Origin of the sequence: Streptomyces sp. WAC07094, from assembly GCF_036320405.1 — a bacterium.
Classification (GTDB): domain Bacteria; phylum Actinomycetota; class Actinomycetes; order Streptomycetales; family Streptomycetaceae; genus Streptomyces; species Streptomyces lannensis.
The window spans coordinates 7,457,422-7,475,595 of sequence record NZ_JAVMJZ010000001.1; the positions used below are offsets into that span (position 1 = coordinate 7,457,422).

General features: G+C 68.3%; 19 protein-coding genes and 1 pseudogene. 3 read left to right on the top strand and 17 right to left on the bottom strand.

The window, feature by feature from the left end:
• Positions 1–136: 136 nt before the first annotated feature.
• The 10 genes from RCR19_RS33360 to RCR19_RS33405 form a co-directional block, all read right to left on the bottom strand.
• Complete coding sequence (locus tag RCR19_RS33360) at positions 137–1,177, bottom strand: MCE family protein (RefSeq protein WP_331268481.1); 1,041 nt, start codon at positions 1,175–1,177, stop codon at positions 137–139.
• Positions 1,174–2,418 carry an MCE family protein gene (locus RCR19_RS33365; protein ID WP_331268482.1) on the bottom strand — a complete coding sequence of 415 codons (1,245 nt, stop codon included), beginning with the start codon at positions 2,416–2,418 and terminating at the stop codon, positions 1,174–1,176. The genes RCR19_RS33360 and RCR19_RS33365 overlap by 4 nt, the downstream gene beginning before the upstream one ends.
• 11 nt (positions 2,419–2,429) lie before the next feature.
• Complete coding sequence (locus tag RCR19_RS33370) at positions 2,430–3,254, bottom strand: ABC transporter permease (RefSeq protein ID WP_331268483.1); 825 nt, start codon at positions 3,252–3,254, stop codon at positions 2,430–2,432.
• A gap of 3 nt (positions 3,255–3,257) precedes the next feature.
• Positions 3,258–4,028, bottom strand: coding sequence for an ABC transporter permease (locus RCR19_RS33375; protein ID WP_331268484.1), 771 nt, complete (start codon positions 4,026–4,028; stop codon positions 3,258–3,260).
• On the bottom strand, positions 4,025–4,954 hold the full coding sequence (locus tag RCR19_RS33380) for an ABC transporter ATP-binding protein (RefSeq protein ID WP_331268485.1): 930 nt from the start codon (positions 4,952–4,954) through the stop codon (positions 4,025–4,027). Before RCR19_RS33380 ends, RCR19_RS33375 begins: the two co-directional genes overlap by 4 nt.
• Before the next feature lie 109 nt (positions 4,955–5,063).
• Positions 5,064–6,119, bottom strand: a complete 1,056-nt coding sequence (locus RCR19_RS33385; RefSeq protein ID WP_331268486.1) for a sigma-70 family RNA polymerase sigma factor — start codon at positions 6,117–6,119, stop codon at positions 5,064–5,066.
• Positions 6,120–6,218: 99 nt separating this feature from the next.
• Positions 6,219–7,262, bottom strand: coding sequence for a lytic transglycosylase domain-containing protein (locus RCR19_RS33390; protein WP_331268487.1), 1,044 nt, complete (start codon positions 7,260–7,262; stop codon positions 6,219–6,221).
• Positions 7,263–7,671: 409 nt separating this feature from the next.
• Positions 7,672–8,070, bottom strand: a complete 399-nt coding sequence (locus RCR19_RS33395) for a hypothetical protein (RefSeq protein ID WP_331268488.1) — start codon at positions 8,068–8,070, stop codon at positions 7,672–7,674.
• On the bottom strand, positions 8,070–8,345 hold the full coding sequence (locus RCR19_RS33400; RefSeq protein WP_331268489.1) for a hypothetical protein: 276 nt from the start codon (positions 8,343–8,345) through the stop codon (positions 8,070–8,072). The genes RCR19_RS33395 and RCR19_RS33400 overlap by 1 nt, the downstream gene beginning before the upstream one ends.
• Before the next feature lie 361 nt (positions 8,346–8,706).
• Positions 8,707–9,033 (bottom strand): plasmid stabilization protein, encoded by a 327-nt coding sequence (locus RCR19_RS33405; RefSeq protein WP_331268490.1) that lies wholly within the window; start codon positions 9,031–9,033, stop codon positions 8,707–8,709.
• A 405-nt stretch (positions 9,034–9,438) separates the two neighbouring features.
• On the opposite strand from RCR19_RS33405, the pseudogene RCR19_RS33410 reads away from it, so the two are divergent.
• Positions 9,439–9,622 (top strand): annotated as a pseudogene (locus RCR19_RS33410) (ornithine decarboxylase); the annotation flags it as partial.
• A gap of 158 nt (positions 9,623–9,780) precedes the next feature.
• On the opposite strand, the gene RCR19_RS33415 reads toward RCR19_RS33410, so the two are convergent.
• The 3 genes from RCR19_RS33415 to RCR19_RS33425 form a co-directional block, all read right to left on the bottom strand.
• Complete coding sequence (locus RCR19_RS33415; RefSeq protein WP_331268491.1) at positions 9,781–11,244, bottom strand: MFS transporter; 1,464 nt, start codon at positions 11,242–11,244, stop codon at positions 9,781–9,783.
• 387 nt (positions 11,245–11,631) lie between these two features.
• Positions 11,632–12,462, bottom strand: coding sequence for an oxidoreductase (locus RCR19_RS33420; protein ID WP_331268492.1), 831 nt, complete (start codon positions 12,460–12,462; stop codon positions 11,632–11,634).
• Positions 12,463–12,478: 16 nt separating this feature from the next.
• Complete coding sequence (locus tag RCR19_RS33425; RefSeq protein ID WP_331268493.1) at positions 12,479–13,351, bottom strand: NmrA family NAD(P)-binding protein; 873 nt, start codon at positions 13,349–13,351, stop codon at positions 12,479–12,481.
• A gap of 292 nt (positions 13,352–13,643) precedes the next feature.
• Here RCR19_RS33425 and RCR19_RS33430 point away from each other — a divergent pair, with 292 nt between their 5' ends.
• Together RCR19_RS33430 and RCR19_RS33435 are read left to right on the top strand one after the other, a co-directional pair.
• A complete protein-coding gene (locus tag RCR19_RS33430) occupies positions 13,644–14,267 on the top strand; it encodes a TetR/AcrR family transcriptional regulator (RefSeq protein WP_331268494.1) in 624 nt (207 codons plus the stop codon).
• A 17-nt stretch (positions 14,268–14,284) separates the two neighbouring features.
• A complete protein-coding gene (locus RCR19_RS33435) occupies positions 14,285–14,410 on the top strand; it encodes a hypothetical protein (protein WP_331268495.1) in 126 nt (41 codons plus the stop codon).
• An 85-nt stretch (positions 14,411–14,495) separates the two neighbouring features.
• Here the strand turns inward: RCR19_RS33435 and RCR19_RS33440 are convergent, their stop codons facing one another.
• The 4 genes from RCR19_RS33440 to RCR19_RS33455 all read right to left on the bottom strand — a co-directional run bounded on the left by RCR19_RS33440 (position 14,496) and on the right by RCR19_RS33455 (position 18,043).
• Positions 14,496–14,888 carry a hypothetical protein gene (locus tag RCR19_RS33440; RefSeq protein WP_331268496.1) on the bottom strand — a complete coding sequence of 131 codons (393 nt, stop codon included), beginning with the start codon at positions 14,886–14,888 and terminating at the stop codon, positions 14,496–14,498.
• 165 nt (positions 14,889–15,053) lie between these two features.
• Positions 15,054–15,725 (bottom strand): hypothetical protein, encoded by a 672-nt coding sequence (locus RCR19_RS33445; protein WP_331268497.1) that lies wholly within the window; start codon positions 15,723–15,725, stop codon positions 15,054–15,056.
• A gap of 317 nt (positions 15,726–16,042) precedes the next feature.
• Positions 16,043–17,686: a pentapeptide repeat-containing protein gene (locus RCR19_RS33450; protein ID WP_331268498.1), complete on the bottom strand. Its 1,644-nt coding sequence runs from the start codon at positions 17,684–17,686 to the stop codon at positions 16,043–16,045.
• A 24-nt stretch (positions 17,687–17,710) separates the two neighbouring features.
• On the bottom strand, positions 17,711–18,043 hold the full coding sequence (locus RCR19_RS33455) for a hypothetical protein (RefSeq protein WP_331268499.1): 333 nt from the start codon (positions 18,041–18,043) through the stop codon (positions 17,711–17,713).
• Positions 18,044–18,174 lie beyond the last annotated feature (131 nt).

Consider the following 18,174-nt stretch of genomic DNA (forward strand, 5'->3'; position numbering starts at 1 on the left):
GGCAGGACGCGCACCTTCACCAGGGGTGCGGGGCGGGGTGTGCGCTTGGGCAGCAACCTGGGCAGCTTCGGCGCCAGGACCCGGACTTTGATCAGCGGCTCGGGGCGGCGGACAGTGCGCCGCCTGATGCGCAGGCTCATCCGCCACACCTCGCCCGCGCCACATGCAGCTCTGGGTTGATCACTTGCTTGGTCTTCGGCAGCACGATCCGGCCGTCGAAGTCGCAGAGGTAGAAGTTGAACCACGAGCCGTACGAGGCGGTCCCTGTCAGCTTCTCGAGCTTGTTCGGAAGCCGCTTCAGGAGACCCTCCACGGTGTTCTCGTTCTCATTCAGCGTTCCGGTCAGATCGCCGAGCCCGGTGATGTCGTCCTTCAGCGGTGGGCGCGCGTCCTTCAGCAGCCCCGACGTGACGTCCGTGAGGTTGCCGATGCTCACCAGCGACTCCCCGATGGGCCGGCGGTCGGCGGACAGCCCCGCAACCACCCGGCGCAGCTGCGTGAGTAGCGCGGAGAAGCGGGAGCCGCGCTTGTCGAGCGTCTCCAGGACGGTGTTCAGGTTGTCGATGACCGATCCGATCAGCTTGTCGCGGTCGGCGAGGGTGCTGGTGAGCGACGCCGTGTGTGCGAGCAGGCTGTTCACCGTGCCGCCCTCGCCCTGCAGGGTCTGAACGATCTCGGTGGCGAGCTGGTTGACGTCGCTCGGGTTGAGCGCGGCGAACAGCGGCTTGAAGCCGTTCAGCAGGGCGTTGAGGTCCAGCGCGGGCTGGGTCCGCGACAGCGGGATGGTGCCGCCCGGCCGCAGTAGGGCGGTGACGTCGCCGGTGCCCTCAGTGAGTGCGATGTACCGCTGCCCGACCAGGTTGCGGTAGCGGACGACCGCGTGGGTCCCGGCGAGCAGCGGACGGCCGGCGCTGACGGTGAACGTGACCTCCGCCAGGGTCCGGTCCTTGATGCGGATGCCCTCGACCTGTCCCACCTGCACTCCGGCCACCCGAATGTCATCGCCGCTCTCCAGCCCGGTGACGTCGGTGAACACCGCGTGATAGGTGTCCTTGGGGGTGAAGGAGACGTTGACGATGGTGGCGGCGAGCAGCGCCGTCGCCGCGATCGTGACCAGGGCGAAGAGACTGAACTTGACCAGCGGGGCGACGGTCTGCTGGGCTCCTGAGCTGCTCATGCGACACTCACCGCCGTTCCCCGCGCGAGCGGCCCGAACAGCAGGGTCGCCACGGGTGGCACCTGGTCCGCAGCCACGCCCATGACGGGGGCCACGAGTGAGTCGACGGCCCGCTGCTCGGCCCGGGTGGCGGACACGCCGACACCTCCAGGAAGTGCGTCGCCGGAATCCCCGGCCGACGTACCGTCGTCGAGATGGGGCTTCGGCCCGGGCATCTGCGGATGCGGCAGGCCGCGGCAGTTCGGGCCGGATCGCTCGCCGTACACCGGCTCCTCACCGAGCCGGTAGGCCCCCTGCGGCCGGACGACCTCGAGGGTGATCCGCATCTCGCCACCCCGGAACGCGTCCTCGGACGCCTTCTCCTGCCGGACCAGGCCCTTAAACAGGCACGGGTACTCGGGGGAGTAGCGGGCGAACAGCTCCAGCGTGGGGCGCGAGACCCGGCCCAGGGTGATCAGCCGGCTGCCGTTCTCGGAAAGGAAGTCGTTCGCCGTGCCCGCCATGGAGGCGGTCGCGCGCAGAGCCGACGCCAACTGGTCCTTCTTCTCGACGATCGTTCGGCTGGTGGTGACCGTGTTGCGCAGGATCCGCATCAGGTCGGGCGCGGCGTCGCCGTACACCTCGGCGACGTCCGCGAACCGTGTGATGTCCTCCTTGAGGGAGGGCATGTGCGGGTTGAGGCGGCGCAGATAGCCCTCGACCCGGGTGAGGTTGTCGCCGATCCGGTCGCCGCGGCCCTCCAGCGCGGTCGCGAACGCCGACAGTGTGGCGTTGAGTTCACCCGGCTGGACCGTGCGCAGCAGCGGCAGCAGGTCGTTCATCAGCTGCTGCACTTCGATGCCGACCTTCGTGCGGTCCTGGGTGATGACGTCGCCCGCCTGGATGGGCCGAGCAGCGTCGGCGGGGGCGACCAGGTCGACGTACTTCTCGCCGAACAGCGTCTTGGGCAGCAGCCGCGCGTGCACGTCGGAGGGGATGTCCGGCACGTACTGCGGGTTGAGCGCGATGTCGAGGATCGCTTTCGTGCCGTCGGCGTGCACCTCGCGTACCTCGCCGACCAGCAGTCCGCGCAGCTTGACGTCGGCGCGTGGATCGAGCTGGTTGCCGAGGGTGTCGGCCTCCAGGGTGATGGGCACCACGGAGGTGAACGCCTGCTGGTAGACGGCCACCGCGAGTGACAGCAGCAGCGCGAGCACGGCGAGGAACGCGAGCCCGTACAGCCTGAGTCTCATCGTGTGCATGCGCACCGCTCTCACCCCGCAATCCGTACTGTCGTGTTGGCGCCCCAGATCGCCAGGCTGAGGAAGAAGTCCAGGACGTTGATGGCGACGATCGAGGTCCGCACCGCCCGGCCCACCGCGACGCCGACACCGGCCGGGCCGCCGCTTGCGTGGTAGCCGTAGTAGCAGTGCACCAGGATGATCAGCAGGGCGAAGACGATCACCTTGCCGAAGGACCAGAACACGTCGACAGGCGGCAGGTACTGGTGGAAGTAGTGGTCGTACGTGCCGGTCGACTGCCCGTAGTAGCCGGTGGTGATGGTGCGGGCGGCCAGGTACGAAGACAGCAGCCCGATCACGTACAGCGGGATCACCGCGACGAAGCCGGCCATCATCCGCGTCGTCACCAGGAACGGCAGCGACGGCACGCCCATCACCTCCAGCGCGTCGGTCTCCTCGCTGATCCGCATAGCGCCGAGCTGCGCGGTGAACCCGGCGCCGACCGTCGCGGACAGGGCGAGCCCGGCCACCAGCGGGGCGATCTCCCGGGTGTTGAAGTACGCCGACAAGAACGCCACGAAGTTGGAGGTGCCGAGCTGGTTGAGGGCCGCGTAGCCCTGGAGGCCGACCTCGGTGCCGGTGAAGAAGGACAGGAACGCGATCACGCCGACCGTGCCACCGACGACGGCGAGCGCGCCACGCCCGAAGCTCACCTCGGCGAGCAGCCGCAGGATCTCCTTCTTGTAGCGGCGCAGGGTGTGACCCGTCCAAGCCAAGGAGCGACCGTAGAAGGACAGCTGGGCGCCGAGCTCTTCGAGTGAACGCAAGGGGCGATCGAGGAGTTGTCGCGGTCTCATCGGCTAACCCCTCTGCGGGACGACCTGGAAGTACACGGCAGTCATCACGAAGTTCGTCACGAACAGCAACATGAAAGTGATCACCACGGACTGGTTGACGGCATCGCCCACACCTTTCGGACCGCCCTGCGCCGTCAGCCCCTTGTACGAGGCGACGATCGCCGCGATGGCCCCGAACACCAGCGCCTTGATCTCCGCCGCCCACAAATCTGACAGCTGCGCGAGGGTGGTGAAGGACGCCATGTAGGCGCCGGGCGTGCCGTGCTGGAGGATGACGTTGAAGAAGTAGCCGCCCGCGACACCGACCACCGAGACCAGGCCGTTGAGCAGCACGGCCACGACCATCGACGCCAGCACCCGCGGTACGACGAGCCGGTGGATCGGATCGATGCCGAGCACCTGCATCGCGTCGATCTCGTCCCGGATCTTGCGCGCCCCAAGATCCGCGCAGATCGCCGTGCCGCCCGCGCCCGCGATCAGCAGCGCGGTGACGATCGGCGAGGCCTCTCGCAGCACGGCGAGCACGGACGCGGCACCGGAGAAGGACTGCGCGCCCAACTGCCGGGTCAGGCTGCCGATCTGCAGCGCGATGACCGCCCCGAAGGGAATCGACACCAAAGCCGTGGGCAGGATCGTGACGCTCGCGACGAACCACGCCTGCTGGATGAACTCCCTCGCCTGGAAGGGCCGGCGGGGCAGGGACCGGACGACGTCCAGCGCCATCGCGAAGAGGCTGCCCGAGTGCCGCAGCGCGCCCGTCGGGGAGAGCCTCATGCGTCCGCCACCCCCGTCCCGTGCAGCTTGTCCTCGCGTCTCGCGATCGCCTCCCAGCGCGGCGGGCGGGTGATGCCGGGGCCGGGAAGCAGGCGGGGAGCCAGCGCATCGGCCGGGCCGCCCTCGTCGATCTGAGCCAGCTCCTGCTCGAGCTGGGCCGCGTCCTTCTCCTCCGCCATGCCGATCGGCCCCTGCATCCGGCCGTTCAAAAACTGCCGTACGACGGGCTCGTCACTGGCCAGCAGCTCCTCGCGGGGCCCGAACATCACCAGCTCGCGCCGGAACAGCAGCCCGATGTTGTCCGGGACCTGGCGGGCCGAGGCGATGTCGTGGGTGACGATCAGGAAGGTCGCGTCGATCTGTGCGTTGAGGTCGACGATGAGCTGGTTGAGGTAGGCCACGCGGACCGGGTCCAGACCCGAGTCCGGCTCGTCGAACAGGATGATCTCCGGGTCGAGGACCAGGGCACGGGCGAGCCCGGCCCGCTTGCGCATACCGCCGGAGATCTCACCAGGCAGTTTTCCCTCGGCGCCGATCAGCCCGACCATGTCCATTTTTTCAAGGACGATCCGCTTGATCTCGCTCTCGGACTTGCGGGTGTGCTCGCGCAGCGGGAAGGCGATGTTGTCGTACAGGTTCATCGAGCCGAACAGCGCGCCGTCCTGGAACAGCACGCCGAACAGCTTCCGCACCTCGTACAGGTCGTGCTCACGCAGGCGGGTGATGTCCCGGCCCGCGACCTTCACCGAGCCCTGCTCCGGCTTCAGCAGCCCCACGAGCGTCTTGAGGAACACCGACTTGCCCGTCCCCGAGGGGCCGAGCATCACCGAGACCTCCCCGGCGGGCAGCGTCAGCGAGACGTCCTGCCAGATGACCTGGCGGCCGAAGGACTTGGTCAGCCCTTCCACACAGATCTCGACACCCATCCGGTTCCATCCTTCGCCCGTGGAGCAGCTCCGACATCTGCTCTACGGGGAGGACAGGGGCGTCCGTCGCGGCGGAGAAAGATTTTTCCGCGGACGCGTGTACGAGGCGCTACGGCAGCTTCGGCAACGGCGTGCGTGAAGGCGTCCTCGGGGTGGGGACGAACAGCGGAGCGGCCGGCACCACCGAGGCCGGGGGAAGCGACGGGACCGACGAGGCCGCCGACCCCCTCGGCAGGCCGGCCACGGCAGTCGGCAAGTCCGGCACCTCGGGCACCTGCGGAACCTGCGGCACCGACAACCCCGAGAGCGTCGACGCGGATACCTCCGGCGGGGACGGCACCGACACCCTCAGCGGCACGGATGTTCCCTCAGTGGGTGAGAGCGTCCGGCCCCAAGCCCCGGACGCCGAGGGCGAGGGGGCGGGCGTCGCGGAGTTGCGCCCCCGGCCCGCGGCCTCGCCGTCCAGGAACTGCGCGTCGCTGGACACGGCGGGCCGCGGCACCGGACCGTTTCCGTCTCCGCCCCCGTCGAGCGCGTACGGCAGCACCAACCCCGCCACCACCAGGGTCGCCGCCGTCGAAGTGACCACGACCGCCTGCACATTGCCGCCCCCGCGCAGCCGCCCGCGCCCGACCAAGAACAGCACCAGCCCGAGCGTCCCGGCCAGCGAGGCGCGCAACGTCCGCCGAGCCCGGGCCAGCAGCGACTCGACAGTCCGGTAGCTGAGTCCCATCCGCACCGCGACCTGACTCACGTCCAAGTCCTCGGACCTCAGCCGAAGCGCCTCCGCCTGCCGGACGGGCAACTCACCGCTGCGCACAGCAAGCCACTTCGCCTCGGCCCGGTCGCACACCGCCTCCTCGACGGGTACCGGGCCCGGCGCGACGAGTGTGGGCAGGCGGCCCACCTCGGCCTCGCGGTTGACCTGCCGGTACCGGTCGACACACAGCCGCATCGTCACCGTCGTCAACCAGGCGCCCAGCCGCTCGTCGTCAAGGTCCGGGCGCTCCGCGGCGCGCAGCATCGCCTCGTGAACGGCGTCCTCAGCGTCCTCCTGGCTCATGGATCGCCGCCGAGCCACCTTGAGCAGCTGCTCGCGATGGCTCCACATGCGCTGCCAACGCGCGTCTGCGGCCGCTGTGTCCGCAGGCATGTCCGTCGCCATGAGAGCCCCTTCGCACTCACCCGCCGGTCCTGTGCTTCCGACGGTGGCGACATTACCGCCGAGTAGTGGCAGTTGTGGAGGGGGAGTCGCCCATCGTGTTCAGCCGTTGCCGGTGGTCAGCGCCCCCGCGTCGGGCAGCACACCGCCGCCGGGCAGCGTGAGGGTCGGCTCGGGGACCGGAACCAGCGGCGTCCCGGACTTCTTCGGGACGCCGGCCTTGGGGGACGGGCTGGGAGATGGTGAGGTGGGCGACGTCAACGGCGTGCTCGAAGGACCAGAGCCCGGCTTCCGCTCGTCCGACGGCTTCGACGGCGAGGGCTTCGGCCTCTTCGGGCGGGACGGCTCCGGCCGGGCCGACCGGGATCCGTCGGACACGTCCGGCACCACGCGGTGTCCGGTCAGGTAGTACGCGTACCACGCCTTGACGGTGCGTAGATAGGCGTCCGAGTGGTTGTAGCCCAGGATCGCCCGGTCCAGGTCGACCGGGGTCGACAGGTCCCGGCCGCCCGCGCACAGGTAGCGGCCGGCGGCGAGCGCCGCGTCGTAGACGTTGTTCGGATCCATCCGGCCATCGCCGTTGCCGTCCGCTCCCCAGCGGGCCCAGGTGGACGGGATGAACTGCATCGGGCCGACCGCGCGGTCGTACACCGCATCCCCGTCGTACGCGCCGCCGTCGGTATCCGCCACGACAGCGAAGGCACCGCCGGTCAGCCGCGGACCGAGGACGGGCGTCACGGTCGTACCGTCCCGGGTCACCCGGCCGCCCCGCGCCTGCCCGGACTCCACCTGGCCGATCGCGGCCAACAGCTGCCAACGCAGCCGGCAGCGTGGCGCGCTCCGAGCCAGCTCCTCCTCGGCACGCCGGTACGCGGCGAACACGCTCGCGGGCAGGGCGCCGCCGCCCGTCATTCCCTGTGCCGAGCCCTTCTTCCGCGTCCGCAGCGGGGGAAGATCGGTGCGGTACGGGGTGTTGCCGGACACGCTGAGGCCGTGCTCGGGGGGTGCCGCCCTCCGCGCGGGCTCCGCGGCCTCGGCCGAGGCCGCCCTCGGCGCCTGCGACGCGGTCAGCACGGCCATCGCCGCCGCCGCGATCGCCGTACCCCTGGCACCCCTCAGTGCCCCCTTGAGTGCACGCGCTGTCATCGTGCGGTCCCCTCCGTGGGTGAATCCGTCATCTGCTCTACGCGGCCGGAGGGCAGGTCCGTCGTACGGAACCGGGGGATCGGCGGACGCCTCTACGGGAGCGGCGTACGCATGCGTGCCCGTCAAGGGAGGTAAGGGGGCCGTGGTCGGCTCGGCGGCAGCGGCCTGGGAGCCGCTGCCGCCGGTCATGCTCCAGCAGGTGACGGGCTTAAGACCTGCCTTACGCCTCGGCTAGGACTTGTCCGTTCGAACATGTGAGTACCGCTTGTCCAACAACGACGGCGGGAGAAACACCACCGCCACGCAATACGACGCGCTCGGCCGTCCGGTGTCCGGGCCGAAGCGACGATCGTGTCGGCGGAACAGGCGCGCTCGCGCGACCGCCTACTGCCGTCGGGCGGCTCACCCGCTATTGGCCTGGGTGGACGGCTTGAACGCCGGTGCCTGCGTATGCCTTAGGGGTGAGGGTGAGTAGGAACCGGCCGGTGGGGTGGGTGGCGGAGGGGCGGGCGGCGTGGATGGCGTGGACGGCGGCCCAGGAGTGTCCGAAGCGCAGTAGTTCGGTGGCGGTGACCGCGGCGTCGGTGTCGAAGGCCTCGATGTGGATGAACCGCAGGCCCTTGATGTAGCTGAGCAAGCCGGGCCGCTCGGCGTCGCCGGCCGTCAGTGACAGCACCGGCGCATACACATCACCGAGTCCGCCCGAGGTCTGGACGTAGAACGCGGCGACCGCCTCGTTGAACGGACCCTTCGGGTCGTACAGCGCCGCGGCGGTCGTGTGGTCCAGGACGACCGCGATCGCCGCCACTATGCGGCCGCCCGCGGACCGTGCGAGGCGGCGCCCAGGCGCTCCAGTAGAGCTCGGGCTTTCGCCTCTGCCTCCGGACTCGGCGCGCTACCCAGGGCGGAGACGAGCTCGGCGCGGGCCAGCTCGGCACGCTCGACGTATTCGGCCTGCGTCGGCGTGCTCTGCGCCAGGTCCTCGACCAGGCCGCGAATGGTCGTGCCGTGCTCGGCCGCCAGCTGGGCCAACCGGTCCCGCGCGGCCACGCTCACCTTGATGCTCGTCTCGTCCGCTGCCATGTCCCGACTCTCCCGCGTTCCTCTACTGGCGGTAGAGGAACGCGGACATGCCGCCTGGGAGTCACTGTCAGCGGCCCGGGCTGGCTGCGGTGCGCCACCTGCAGCCGAGGATCACCACCCACCGGCTCGCCCGGGGCGACTTCCTCGACGTGGCCGACGTGCGCGGACAGCTCGCGGCCGCCCGGGACGTGTGGGAGCGCACACTCCAGCAGAGCTCGGGCCGCCGGCAGGGGCCGCTATGGGATGCCTGTCGTCCCTGCCGCTGCCGGTCAGCCCGGCGGGCGAGGAGCCACTTGTGGTTTGGGCAGGCTTCGTCTTCGGTCCTATGTTCAACGTGGGTCAGAGACGTCCGTCGCCGAGGTCATCGACCGAGTGCGTTCTTCAGCTGCTGCTTGGTCATGGAGGAGCGGCCGTCGATGTTGCGCTTCTTGGCCTCTTCGTACAGCTGGTCCTTGGTGGGGCCCTCCGCCCCACTGTGGGAGCGCTGCCCTCCGCGCTGTGAAGCCGACTTCGGGTCACGGGTGGAGGTCTTGCTGGCGGTCTTTGACTCGCCGGAGCGCGCCCGCTCCTTGTTCACGGTCCGCGCGGCGATCTCCTTGGCGCGCCTGGTCGACTCACCGCGGTCCTCAGCGCTTTCTTTGATGTGCTCGTACTGTCGCTCCCGCTTGGAGCTCGATCCGGCCGGCATAATGGCGCCTCCCTTGCTGACAGAGGTCGTGTCGGATTCCGGGACTGAGTGTTTCCTCGCGTCACGGATGGTCAGGCTGCTGCTCCGGCGGCACGCCGCCGCCCTTTCCTCCGCCCTTGCTGCCCTTGTCCGTGCCATGCGCGCGGGCGTGGCCGCTCTTGGTATCGGCCTCCCGGGCTTCCCGCGCCTTCAGTTCAGCGGCTGGGCTGCGGTGTCGCGCCGCCCTTACTGCTGCGGCGCTGTTCGGGTTGCTGTGGGTTCGACATCTGCGGCACCCCGCTCTGTCGGCGTTCTTCTTTCACAGCCACAAGTACCCCAGGCGGCCGTCTCACGCACGCCGGGATCTGCCACTCGCCCGGAGGGTTCACAGGACATGTCGGCCGCGGTTTCAGGAACGCGTCATCCGTGGGTCTGAACCATGATGAGGCTCCGGTCCTCGATGCCCTCGCCCGGTACCACGACGCTGAGGAGCGGGGATTCACGCCGCCCGGACACAAGCAGGCCCGTGGGGCGGACCCCCGCGCGCAAGGTGCTGGGGGATGCCGTGTTCTTCGGTGATGTGCTGGCCAACGGTGGTCTCGACGACCGGGTGGCCCTGTTGCCAAGGCGGAGCGTCGGACTCGGCACCCAGGACGCAGCGGCATCCGGACCGGGTGGTGTTCCCCACGGAGTGCCCAGGCAACACTGCAGACCCGTGAGTCGGGCGGCCCTTGTCGGGCGACCGCTGCCGACTTCGCCCGATCAAGTTCAGTGGCGACTCGCGGCGGCCTTGGGCTGGCGGTCCGTGATGCCCAGCGCGGCAACACTGCTGAGAGCCATGACACCGGCCGAGACCCACCACGCGACGGAGAAGGCGTGTATGGGGCCACCCGATCCAGCAGCTGCCAGGATGATGACCAGGAGGCTGACGCCGAGCACGGTGCCGACTTGTTGGGACATGGTGACGATGGCACTGCCAGAGGCCCCTCGGTTCTGAGGCAGGCCGGAGGTGGCGGAAGAGACCAGCGTCGGCACAGCGAGGCCCACGCCTACACCGGCGATCATCCACCCAGGGAGGATGGCGGCTGCGTAGTTCGGCGTGCTGCTGATGTTCAGGACGATCCAGGCAATCCCGAGGGTGACGAGCAGGGAGCCCGTCGCCCCAACGATGCCGATCGAGATCCGGCGGGCTAGACGCTGAGCGAGCAGTGTGCTCGCGAACACCATGGCCGGGCCGGGCGCGATACCGAGGCCGGTCTTGATCGCTGACCAGTGCCAGGTCTGCTGGAGCCACAGGGTGAGTCCGAGCAGTTGGCCGGCGAATGCGGTGTAGAAGAGCAGGATGGCAGCGTTTGCCCAGCCGAATACGCGGTTGCGTAGAAGGCTCAGGTCGACCACGGGCACCGAGTGACGTGCCGATCGCACTACACACAGAGTCAGTGCGGCGAGGGCGGTCACGAAGCTTCCGATGGTCCAACCGCTGGCCCAGCCCCACTCCGGAGCCTGGACCAGCCCAAAAGCGAGCGCTCCTATCCCGGCGACCAGCAGCGCTCCACCAACCAGATCGGGTATGCGCTTGTCATCGCCCCGGCGTCCGGCCGGCAGCAGTCGCTGCGCCATGAACAGCGCGAGGATCCCGATCGGTAGGTTGAGCAGGAAAATCCACTGCCATGAGACCTGGACGAGCAGCCCGCCGACCACGGGGCCGGCCGCGGCGGCGAGGGAACCGCTAGCGGCCCAAATCTGGACGTATTTGCCGACCTTGCTCGGCGGGGCTGTGGTGAGCACGAGGCCGAGACTCGACGGGGTGAGGATGGCTGCGCCGACCGCCTGGAGGAAACGGAAGGCAACCAGGACCCAGAGGTTGCCGCTCAGTGCAGCGCCCAGGCTGGCCGCGGTGAAGACGCCGAGGCCCAGTAGGAAGCCCGCTTTGCGGCCGTAGCGGTCGACCAGACGGCCGGCCGGAACCAGGAACGCCGCGTAGACGATGGCGTAGGCGTTGAGAATCCAGCTCAGGTGGGACAGCGAAGCTTCCCCCAGACCCCGTCCTATGGGGGCCAGGGCGACGTTGACGACGAACGAGTCCAGTGCGGACAGGAACATCGACGTGGCCAGCACGGTCAGCACGAGTGCCGGATGCGGTTTGATGCGCCCGGTGCGGCCCCCTTCGGGGGCCTGCGGCCGCACCGCGGCTGTATCGCCGAGAATGGAATCCACAGGGGATTGCGACATGGATCTTCCTTCAGGATCTGGCATGTGGGTTCGTCAGGTGGGCGCAGCCGTGAGCGGCCATGGGGACTCCAAGGGCCGGCCTGGTGTGCCAGTCACGACCGGATACGACGGTCTCGGTGGCGAGAGGAGTGCTTCCCTGACGCTGTGTCAGGCCATGCTGCCGTCGCGCAAGACTCTTGGGGTAATCGGCACGGCGGGCCGCACGCTTCCGGCAGTGTCGCACTCTCCGTGACCAGTTTGTGAAACATGTACCCCTCCTCGGGCCGCCGCCCGATCCCGTGGGGGGAGCCCGCTTGATGGTCGGGTTGCGCGCTGGTCTTGGGGCCGGTTCGTGGACGGCTGGCTAGACATCGGTCTGGCTGCAACGCTGCCGGCCCGGGGCTCTTCTCAGTCGTGGTCTGTGCTGAGGGCTACGTGGCGCCAGGCGTTCATCTCTTCGCGGACTCGGGTGAGTTTGGCCTCGTAGGCCTGATGGGTGTCGGCACCCAACTGCAGGCGCAGAGGGGGTTCAGGCGCCTGGACGATGTCGACGATGGCGCGGGCGCCTTTGACCGGGTCACCTGGCTGGGAATGGTTGAGGTCTGACATGGCGTTGCGCACCGCGCCAGCGGTGGGCGCGTAGTCCTCGATGATCTCGACGTTGCTGTGCAGGCTGACCGGGTCAAGGAAGTCGGTGCGGAAGAAGCCTGGTTCCACGAGTGTCACGCGCACTCCCAGGGGAGCAAGCTCGGCGGCGAGTGTCTCGCCGATCGCTTCGACGGCGAACTTCGTCGAGGCGTAGATCCCCCAGCCCGGTGAGGTGGCGAAGCCCACGATCGAGCTTATGTTGATCACGTGTCCGGAGCGCTGGCGCCGCAGGACCGGCAGTACCGCGCGCTGAACGGCGAGAAGGCCGAATACGTTGGTCTCGTACATCCGCCGTACTGCTGCGTCGTCGGATTCCTCGATGGCTGCCAGCAGGCCCGTTCCGGCGTTGTTGACCAGGACGTCGATCCGTCCGAACCGGTGCACGGCCGCGTCCACGGCCGCCTGGATGCTGTGGGGGTCGGTGACGTCCAAAGGGACGGCCAGCAGCGCGTCTGCGGCATCGGGAAATTGTTCGCGGAGGGCTTCGGCCTTTCGGGCTGTTGCCACAACCTGGTGTCCTGCTGCGAGCGCCGCGCGCGTGATTTCCAAGCCGAGACCGCGGGACGAGCCTGTGATGAACCAAATACTCATTGCGTTCTCCTGTGGGTCAGGCCGTGTGGGCGTCGTAGAAGGCCCGGTTGCGGGCGACGAAGGATTCGACGTCGAGTGGCTCGATGCCGCCGATGCTCTTCACTAGGTCGTTGGTTCCGGCGAAGATGCCGTTGCGGTAGTCGACGGCGGCGGCGAGGAGGTGCTGGATCATGTGCGGCGACATGTCGCGCTTCTTGAGGATGTCCTCGAATTCGTCGAGTTCGATGGGTACGTAGGTGACCTGCCGGCCCAGCGTCCGCGTCATCCTCTCGGCGATCTCGTGGTGGTTGAGCTCGACCGGTCCGTACAGGGGGTAGATCTTGCCGGCGTGCGGGGTGGGCTCCTCGAGGATGGCCGCGATCACGCGCGCCTGGTCGCTGGCTGCGATGGGGGCATGACGTCCATCGGCGAAGGGGAACCGCAGCTCGCCGCTCCCGTCCCACATGTTGACCAGCCATTCGGCAAAGAACGTGGGGTGCAGGTGGGTTGCTGCGAAGGGTGAGCGGTCCAGGAGGCGTTCGGCGACCCAATGCTGGCGGGCCGCGTTGCTGGCGCTCTCGCGGCGGGCGGACTTCTGGGACATGTTCACGATCGCCTTGACACCGTTGTCCTCAGCGGCCTGGGCCACGTTCGCGGTGGCGTCCATCAGGCCGGGGAGGATGGGGTAGGTGAAGTAAAGGGCGTCGATCCCCTGAGTCGCGCGATCCAGGGAGTGCAGGTCCTGGACGTCGCCTTCCACGATCTCGGCTCCCAGCTCGGCCAGTCGCGCGGCGGCGTCGTCCCTGCGGCGCACGAGTGTGCGCACGTGGTGACCGCGTTCAAGGAGTAGGCGGGCGGTGTGGCCACCGGTCTGGCCGGTGGCTCCGATCACGAGGAGGTTCCGTTGCATGATGGGTTCCTTTTCCGTGGAGAAGTGACGGGTGTTTTCGTCCCGAGGTTTGCCAGGAGATGGTTGTCGCGCCTGGCTGTCACGTCGCCGAGCGGGAGCGGACGGCGAGCATCGCAGGCAGCCCCCTCGGCCCCGCGTGCTGCGACGCCGACACGGCGGCCTGCGCTGACGGCTGACTGGACACCGCTTCACTTGAGCAAGAAATGGGGTTCCAACCCCTCTTTCGACCTGAAGGCATGGAACACCCAAAAAAAGGGGGTGTCAACCCCACTTTCTGTGTTAGGGTGACCCCATGACCACCACCAGCGAGAGGCGGCCCCCGAAACTGACCGCAAAGGGCCGGGCGACTCGGGAGCGCATCGTCAGCGCAGCCGCAGACCTGATCTACGAACACGGCGTGCACAACACCAACGACGAGAAGATCCGCGCGATCGCCGGCGTCAGTGGCTCCCAGATGACCCGTCACTTCCCCACCAAGGAGTCCTTGGTCCGCGCGGTACTCCAGTGGCAGGCCGAGCAGATCGTCACCGATCCGCGCATACCCGAGGGCAGGCTCGACAGCCTCGCCGCCCTCCGTCTATGGGCCGACACCTTCGTCGCAGCCCGGGAAGCACTGCATGGCGGATGCACATTCGGCTCGCTGGCCGCCGAGCTGATCAAAGGACAGCCCTCCCACCGGAGTGCAATCGCTGACGGCTTCGAGAGGTGGCAGGAGCTGTTCCTCCGTGGACTGACCGCCATGCGTGAGCGGGGCGAACTGCGCGCCGAGGCCGACCCTGCTGCGCTGACCCATCTGCTGGCGGCGGCCTTCCAGGGCGGGATGCTCCTGGACCAGGCGGCCGGGAACACCACGCCGCTGCGCGACGCCCTTCACGGCGCCCTGGACTATGTCGAATCCTTCACCCCGCAGCCCTAGGAGCTCCCCCGCGCCGGGTGCGGGAGTTTGGCAACTGCCAGCCCACCGAGGCCCCGGGCATCCACACCATCCACCGCACCGATGCGGTCGCGACGGTCGCGGAGCTGGGCGCCCTGCTCGACTGGACCACACCGGCGACCTGACTACGGGGCCGCCACGTCGTAGTCGGCCGGAGCAAGAAGGCACAGCGCGGCTCTCCAGCAATGCGCGCAACGAGGCCCCGACTCCTTACCTTCGGCGTCGCGAATCTGACGTGCGCCGGCCCGTGATGGTGGGGCCGGAGCAGGCGGGGCGGGGTGTCAGCAGGTCGCCTGTGCGGTTGTCCTCGAGGGGGGCGGGTGGTGACGTCCGGATGGTCTGCCACGCGGCGGCCTTTGCCGGATGGATGAAGGGGGCGACGTCGAAGGATTGCTGAGTGGACTGCAGAAGCCGGAAAGCCGCTGTGGACAGGTCGGCGGCGAAGGCGGCCTGGCCGTCCTTGCTCAGGTACAGGTCGGTTCCAGTGGTGCCGTCGGGCTTCGTGCAGGGGACCGGCACGCTCACGAGCAGGGCCTCGCAGCCTGGGAACTTGTCGACGAGTTCCCCCTGGGCCTCGCCCACGTCGGGCTCAGGCCAGACCACCTGGTGTGACGCGGGTCGTACCGGCGACCCATCCCACTCCAGCCCCGAAGGGGGCGAGGCGGGCGCGGAGCCCGTGTCCTGTGCCGGCGCAGGCCGTGCCGGCGGGGTCACGACCCCTCCCTGAGAAGCGAACCCGTCAGACAGTCGAGTCGATGTGCGCTTCCATTACTGCGCCGGGGGCCGCCAGCGTCCCGGAACGCATTGGGACAGGGCCTGGGCCAGCGCAGGGTGCACTTCAGGCGTGGTGCCGATCACCCACAGCGGGATCCAGCCATCGGATCCGACCGCCGTCTGTGCGTGGTGGCCGGTCAACGGCGCCCCGGGGCGCAGGCGGACGTGGACGGCGTAATAGGGGCTGGACCGCCACTCCTGGCGCAGGCGTACGCGCAGCGGGCGCACGGTCAACTCGGCGGCGTCGTCGGTTCGGTAGCGGAACGGACGCTGAGTGGTGCCGCCCTCGACCACCTCCGCGGTGATCCGCACGTTGTTCCTCCACCTGGGCACCTTCAGGCGGAGGAACGCAGCAAGGGCTGCCACCCCGAGCGGATAGAGGCCCTCGATCTGCAACACCGTGGTCAGGCCAACCCCGACAGCCCAGGCCATCGCGATGGCGGCGGCGTCGAGGAGGAGCATGCCGGGCGGGAACCTCTTGCGCAGGAACGGGCCGAGCGGAGGCCGCGTCATTGCCGTGACCTGTAGTTTCTCGCCGTCCCACCGCACGCCCGCCCGAAGCACCGGGGCGTGCTGGTCGGCTGGCACGAGGCGCTCCCGCAGCCGGGCGTGGCGGAACTGGTAAGCCCCCGCCGACGCCGCGGACAGAGCCGCCCGGGAGATCATGTCGCCTCACGGTGCCGTGGGCGTGTGCTGCTGGCCGCCTCGACGGCGGTCCATGAGGTCCTCCAGAGGCCGGTACGACCGCCAAGTACAACAGTGGTCTTCTGCTTGGGGTGACGAAGATGGGTCCAGTAGGGGGAGTTGAGCCAGTCGGCCGGTGGCACCGCGATCAGGTCGTGCGCGAGTCGATGACTCCGGACTCGCTGTTGAACACCGACCCGGTCGACGCCGACACGATCAGCGGCAGCAGCTCCACGGCCGCCTGCTTGCGGGCTGGCACCTCGGCGTCCTCTTGACGCTCGCGTCCGCGGTCTGAGGTCTCAACCTCGTTTGACACGCCCGTGAATGGCCAGGCCTGCGAGGACGAGCAAGAGGGGTTCGGTGAAGCGGCTCGCCATTTCGACGTAAGTCCCCCATGTAGTGAGGTTCTGACCACTGGAGCGGAATACCACCGAATTAAGTACTACTTTGAGGGCGGAGTTTGCCCGTTTTTTGGTGAACCGGCTACGAATGGGAACCGTCAGCTTGGCGTCGGGGGTTTTAACCTGGAGCTCGACCTGTCCGCCAGCCGGCGGCATGTTGCCGGTCACTGTCTGATCGGGATCGGCATTGGGGAGACCTACGCCCATCATCAGGATGATCGTCGCGGTGATGGCCGTGAGGAGCCACCCGAGTGCGCGCATGGCGCGCAAGCCGTACCCCGACATCAGCCAGTAGGAGTGCAGGATCCAGCGCTCGGTAGTGGTCGTGTGCCTCGCGCCGCGACGGCGGCGCATCTCCATTTCGCCGTAGTAGAAACCGCTGGCACCGGCCTCGTCCTTTCCGTCCTCACGCCCTTTTCGTAGCTGCCGGTACAGGGAGGCAACAGTGCTGCGGCCGACCTCCGGTGAGCGTTCGTCAGCAAGAACGTCCCGCCGCACGGGACGTATGGGTATCACGCCCATGGCCCAGGACAGCCGGGGTGGTTTCTCGAACTCGCAACCGGAATGGTAGAGCTGATCAAGGTTGCGGGCATCGGCGAAGTGACAGCTGCCCAGATCGAGATCAATCAGCATGAGATGTGAGGTATCGACGTGCCGTAGTCCGGTCAGTTTCGGCTTGGCGAGCCCTCGGGGCATGGGAAGGCTGCGGGGTAGTTGCAACCGTTTTTCGTCGTAGACGACTGACGACTTGGCGCTCAGCGTGGCATCGTTGAGCAGCAGTCGCGCGTTGCGTAGCTGCAGCGCCATTTGGCCGCCGAATGTGACGGCCTGGCAGTCGACCTCGGCTGCATCAAGCTCCAGCTTCACGCTCTTGGTCAGAGTGGCCTTACGCAATAGCATCGAGCCGCCGCACCACGCCGTTCCGCTCAGGCTTCCCTCGATCTCCGCGCCCGTGAGGATCCAGTTCTGGGCTACCCAGAGCTTTTGGAATGAGGCCTCGCCTTTGCACTTGATTCGTGTGAAGTCGGCCGACTTCGCTTGGGGGTCGACGGTGTGGCTGGGAAAGGTCGCGCCGTTCCAGGAGAAGGCGGCACCATCGAAGATGCAAGCGTCCTCGAACTGGGCTCCCTCGAAGGACACTTCGCCGCCTCTGAAGCGAGTACCACTGAAGTCGGCTACACCGCCGAAGCGCGCCCTCTTGAAGGACGTAGCGCCCATGAACTCGAAGCGGCTGAAGTCAGCGCCGGCGTCGAAGACGGCCTCCTCGAACTGTGCCGCTTCCAGCGAGAGCCGTGACGCGCTGCGCACAGCCGCGAACAGGTCGGCGGTGAACTTCACTCCGCTGAAGTCATGGATGAAGCCCATGGTGATCGCGGTCATCGCGAAGTTTCGCTCGCTGTCCGTTGCGTGTTCCAGACAGTGGAGGCGGGCCGGGATCACCGCTCCTTCGCAGAAGGGATGGGTACATCCACGGGGGCCAGGCGGGTTGATCGTCACGGAAACGATCTTCCCTTCCCCTGTCCGTCGCTGCAGCAGTTTCAACGCAACACACTGAGGTAAAGGGCACTACGCGGCACGCGCAACGCCTGGACGGGTCCCGCAGTTGACGAGGTGCTCGGAGTCGGTCTCTCGCTCACCCTGCACAAGGAGCTCGTCCCGCCGCTCGGCGTAGGTGTACGCCAGCAGGGGTGCGGGATGGGTGAGGGGGTCGGTGAGCGTGGTGAGCAGGCAGAACAGCTCGCGGTCGGTCGCGTTGCCGCGGTCTTCGACCTTGTACTCCACCATCCGTACCAGCCGGGCCTGTTCGGGGTCGGGTTTCCGTCCGGCGCGGGCGGCCTGAAGCAGGCGCGCGCGGGCGGCGGTCTTGACCGACGGGGGCGCCCTCCGCGCATTCGTCACACCGGCCGCTGCAAAGCCCCCCCGGCACGCGATGGCTGTCGAACCGTCAGGTTTAATTTAAGTTTCATCAACCTCTCCTCGGGTGGTCGATCAGCTGATCAGCAGCACTCCGGCGGCCGTTTGCGCCCGAT

What these genes read in the sequence shown, in the direction of transcription:
- RCR19_RS33360 (WP_331268481.1), bottom strand. Translation starts at nt 1,177, where the DNA reads ATGAGCAGCTCAGGAGCCCAGCAGACCGTCGCCCCGCTGGTCAAGTTC.
- RCR19_RS33365 (WP_331268482.1), bottom strand. Translation starts at nt 2,418, where the DNA reads ATGCACACGATGAGACTCAGGCTGTACGGGCTCGCGTTCCTCGCCGTG.
- RCR19_RS33370 (WP_331268483.1), bottom strand. Translation starts at nt 3,254, where the DNA reads ATGAGACCGCGACAACTCCTCGATCGCCCCTTGCGTTCACTCGAAGAG.
- RCR19_RS33375 (WP_331268484.1), bottom strand. Translation starts at nt 4,028, where the DNA reads ATGAGGCTCTCCCCGACGGGCGCGCTGCGGCACTCGGGCAGCCTCTTC.
- RCR19_RS33380 (WP_331268485.1), bottom strand. Translation starts at nt 4,954, where the DNA reads ATGGGTGTCGAGATCTGTGTGGAAGGGCTGACCAAGTCCTTCGGCCGC.
- RCR19_RS33385 (WP_331268486.1), bottom strand. Translation starts at nt 6,119, where the DNA reads ATGGCGACGGACATGCCTGCGGACACAGCGGCCGCAGACGCGCGTTGG.
- RCR19_RS33390 (WP_331268487.1), bottom strand. Translation starts at nt 7,262, where the DNA reads ATGACAGCGCGTGCACTCAAGGGGGCACTGAGGGGTGCCAGGGGTACG.
- RCR19_RS33400 (WP_331268489.1), bottom strand. Translation starts at nt 8,345, where the DNA reads ATGGCAGCGGACGAGACGAGCATCAAGGTGAGCGTGGCCGCGCGGGAC.
- RCR19_RS33405 (WP_331268490.1), bottom strand. Translation starts at nt 9,033, where the DNA reads ATGCCGGCCGGATCGAGCTCCAAGCGGGAGCGACAGTACGAGCACATC.
- RCR19_RS33415 (WP_331268491.1), bottom strand. Translation starts at nt 11,244, where the DNA reads ATGTCGCAATCCCCTGTGGATTCCATTCTCGGCGATACAGCCGCGGTG.
- RCR19_RS33420 (WP_331268492.1), bottom strand. Translation starts at nt 12,462, where the DNA reads ATGAGTATTTGGTTCATCACAGGCTCGTCCCGCGGTCTCGGCTTGGAA.
- RCR19_RS33425 (WP_331268493.1), bottom strand. Translation starts at nt 13,351, where the DNA reads ATGCAACGGAACCTCCTCGTGATCGGAGCCACCGGCCAGACCGGTGGC.
- RCR19_RS33430 (WP_331268494.1), top strand. Translation starts at nt 13,644, where the DNA reads ATGACCACCACCAGCGAGAGGCGGCCCCCGAAACTGACCGCAAAGGGC.
- RCR19_RS33445 (WP_331268497.1), bottom strand. Translation starts at nt 15,725, where the DNA reads ATGATCTCCCGGGCGGCTCTGTCCGCGGCGTCGGCGGGGGCTTACCAG.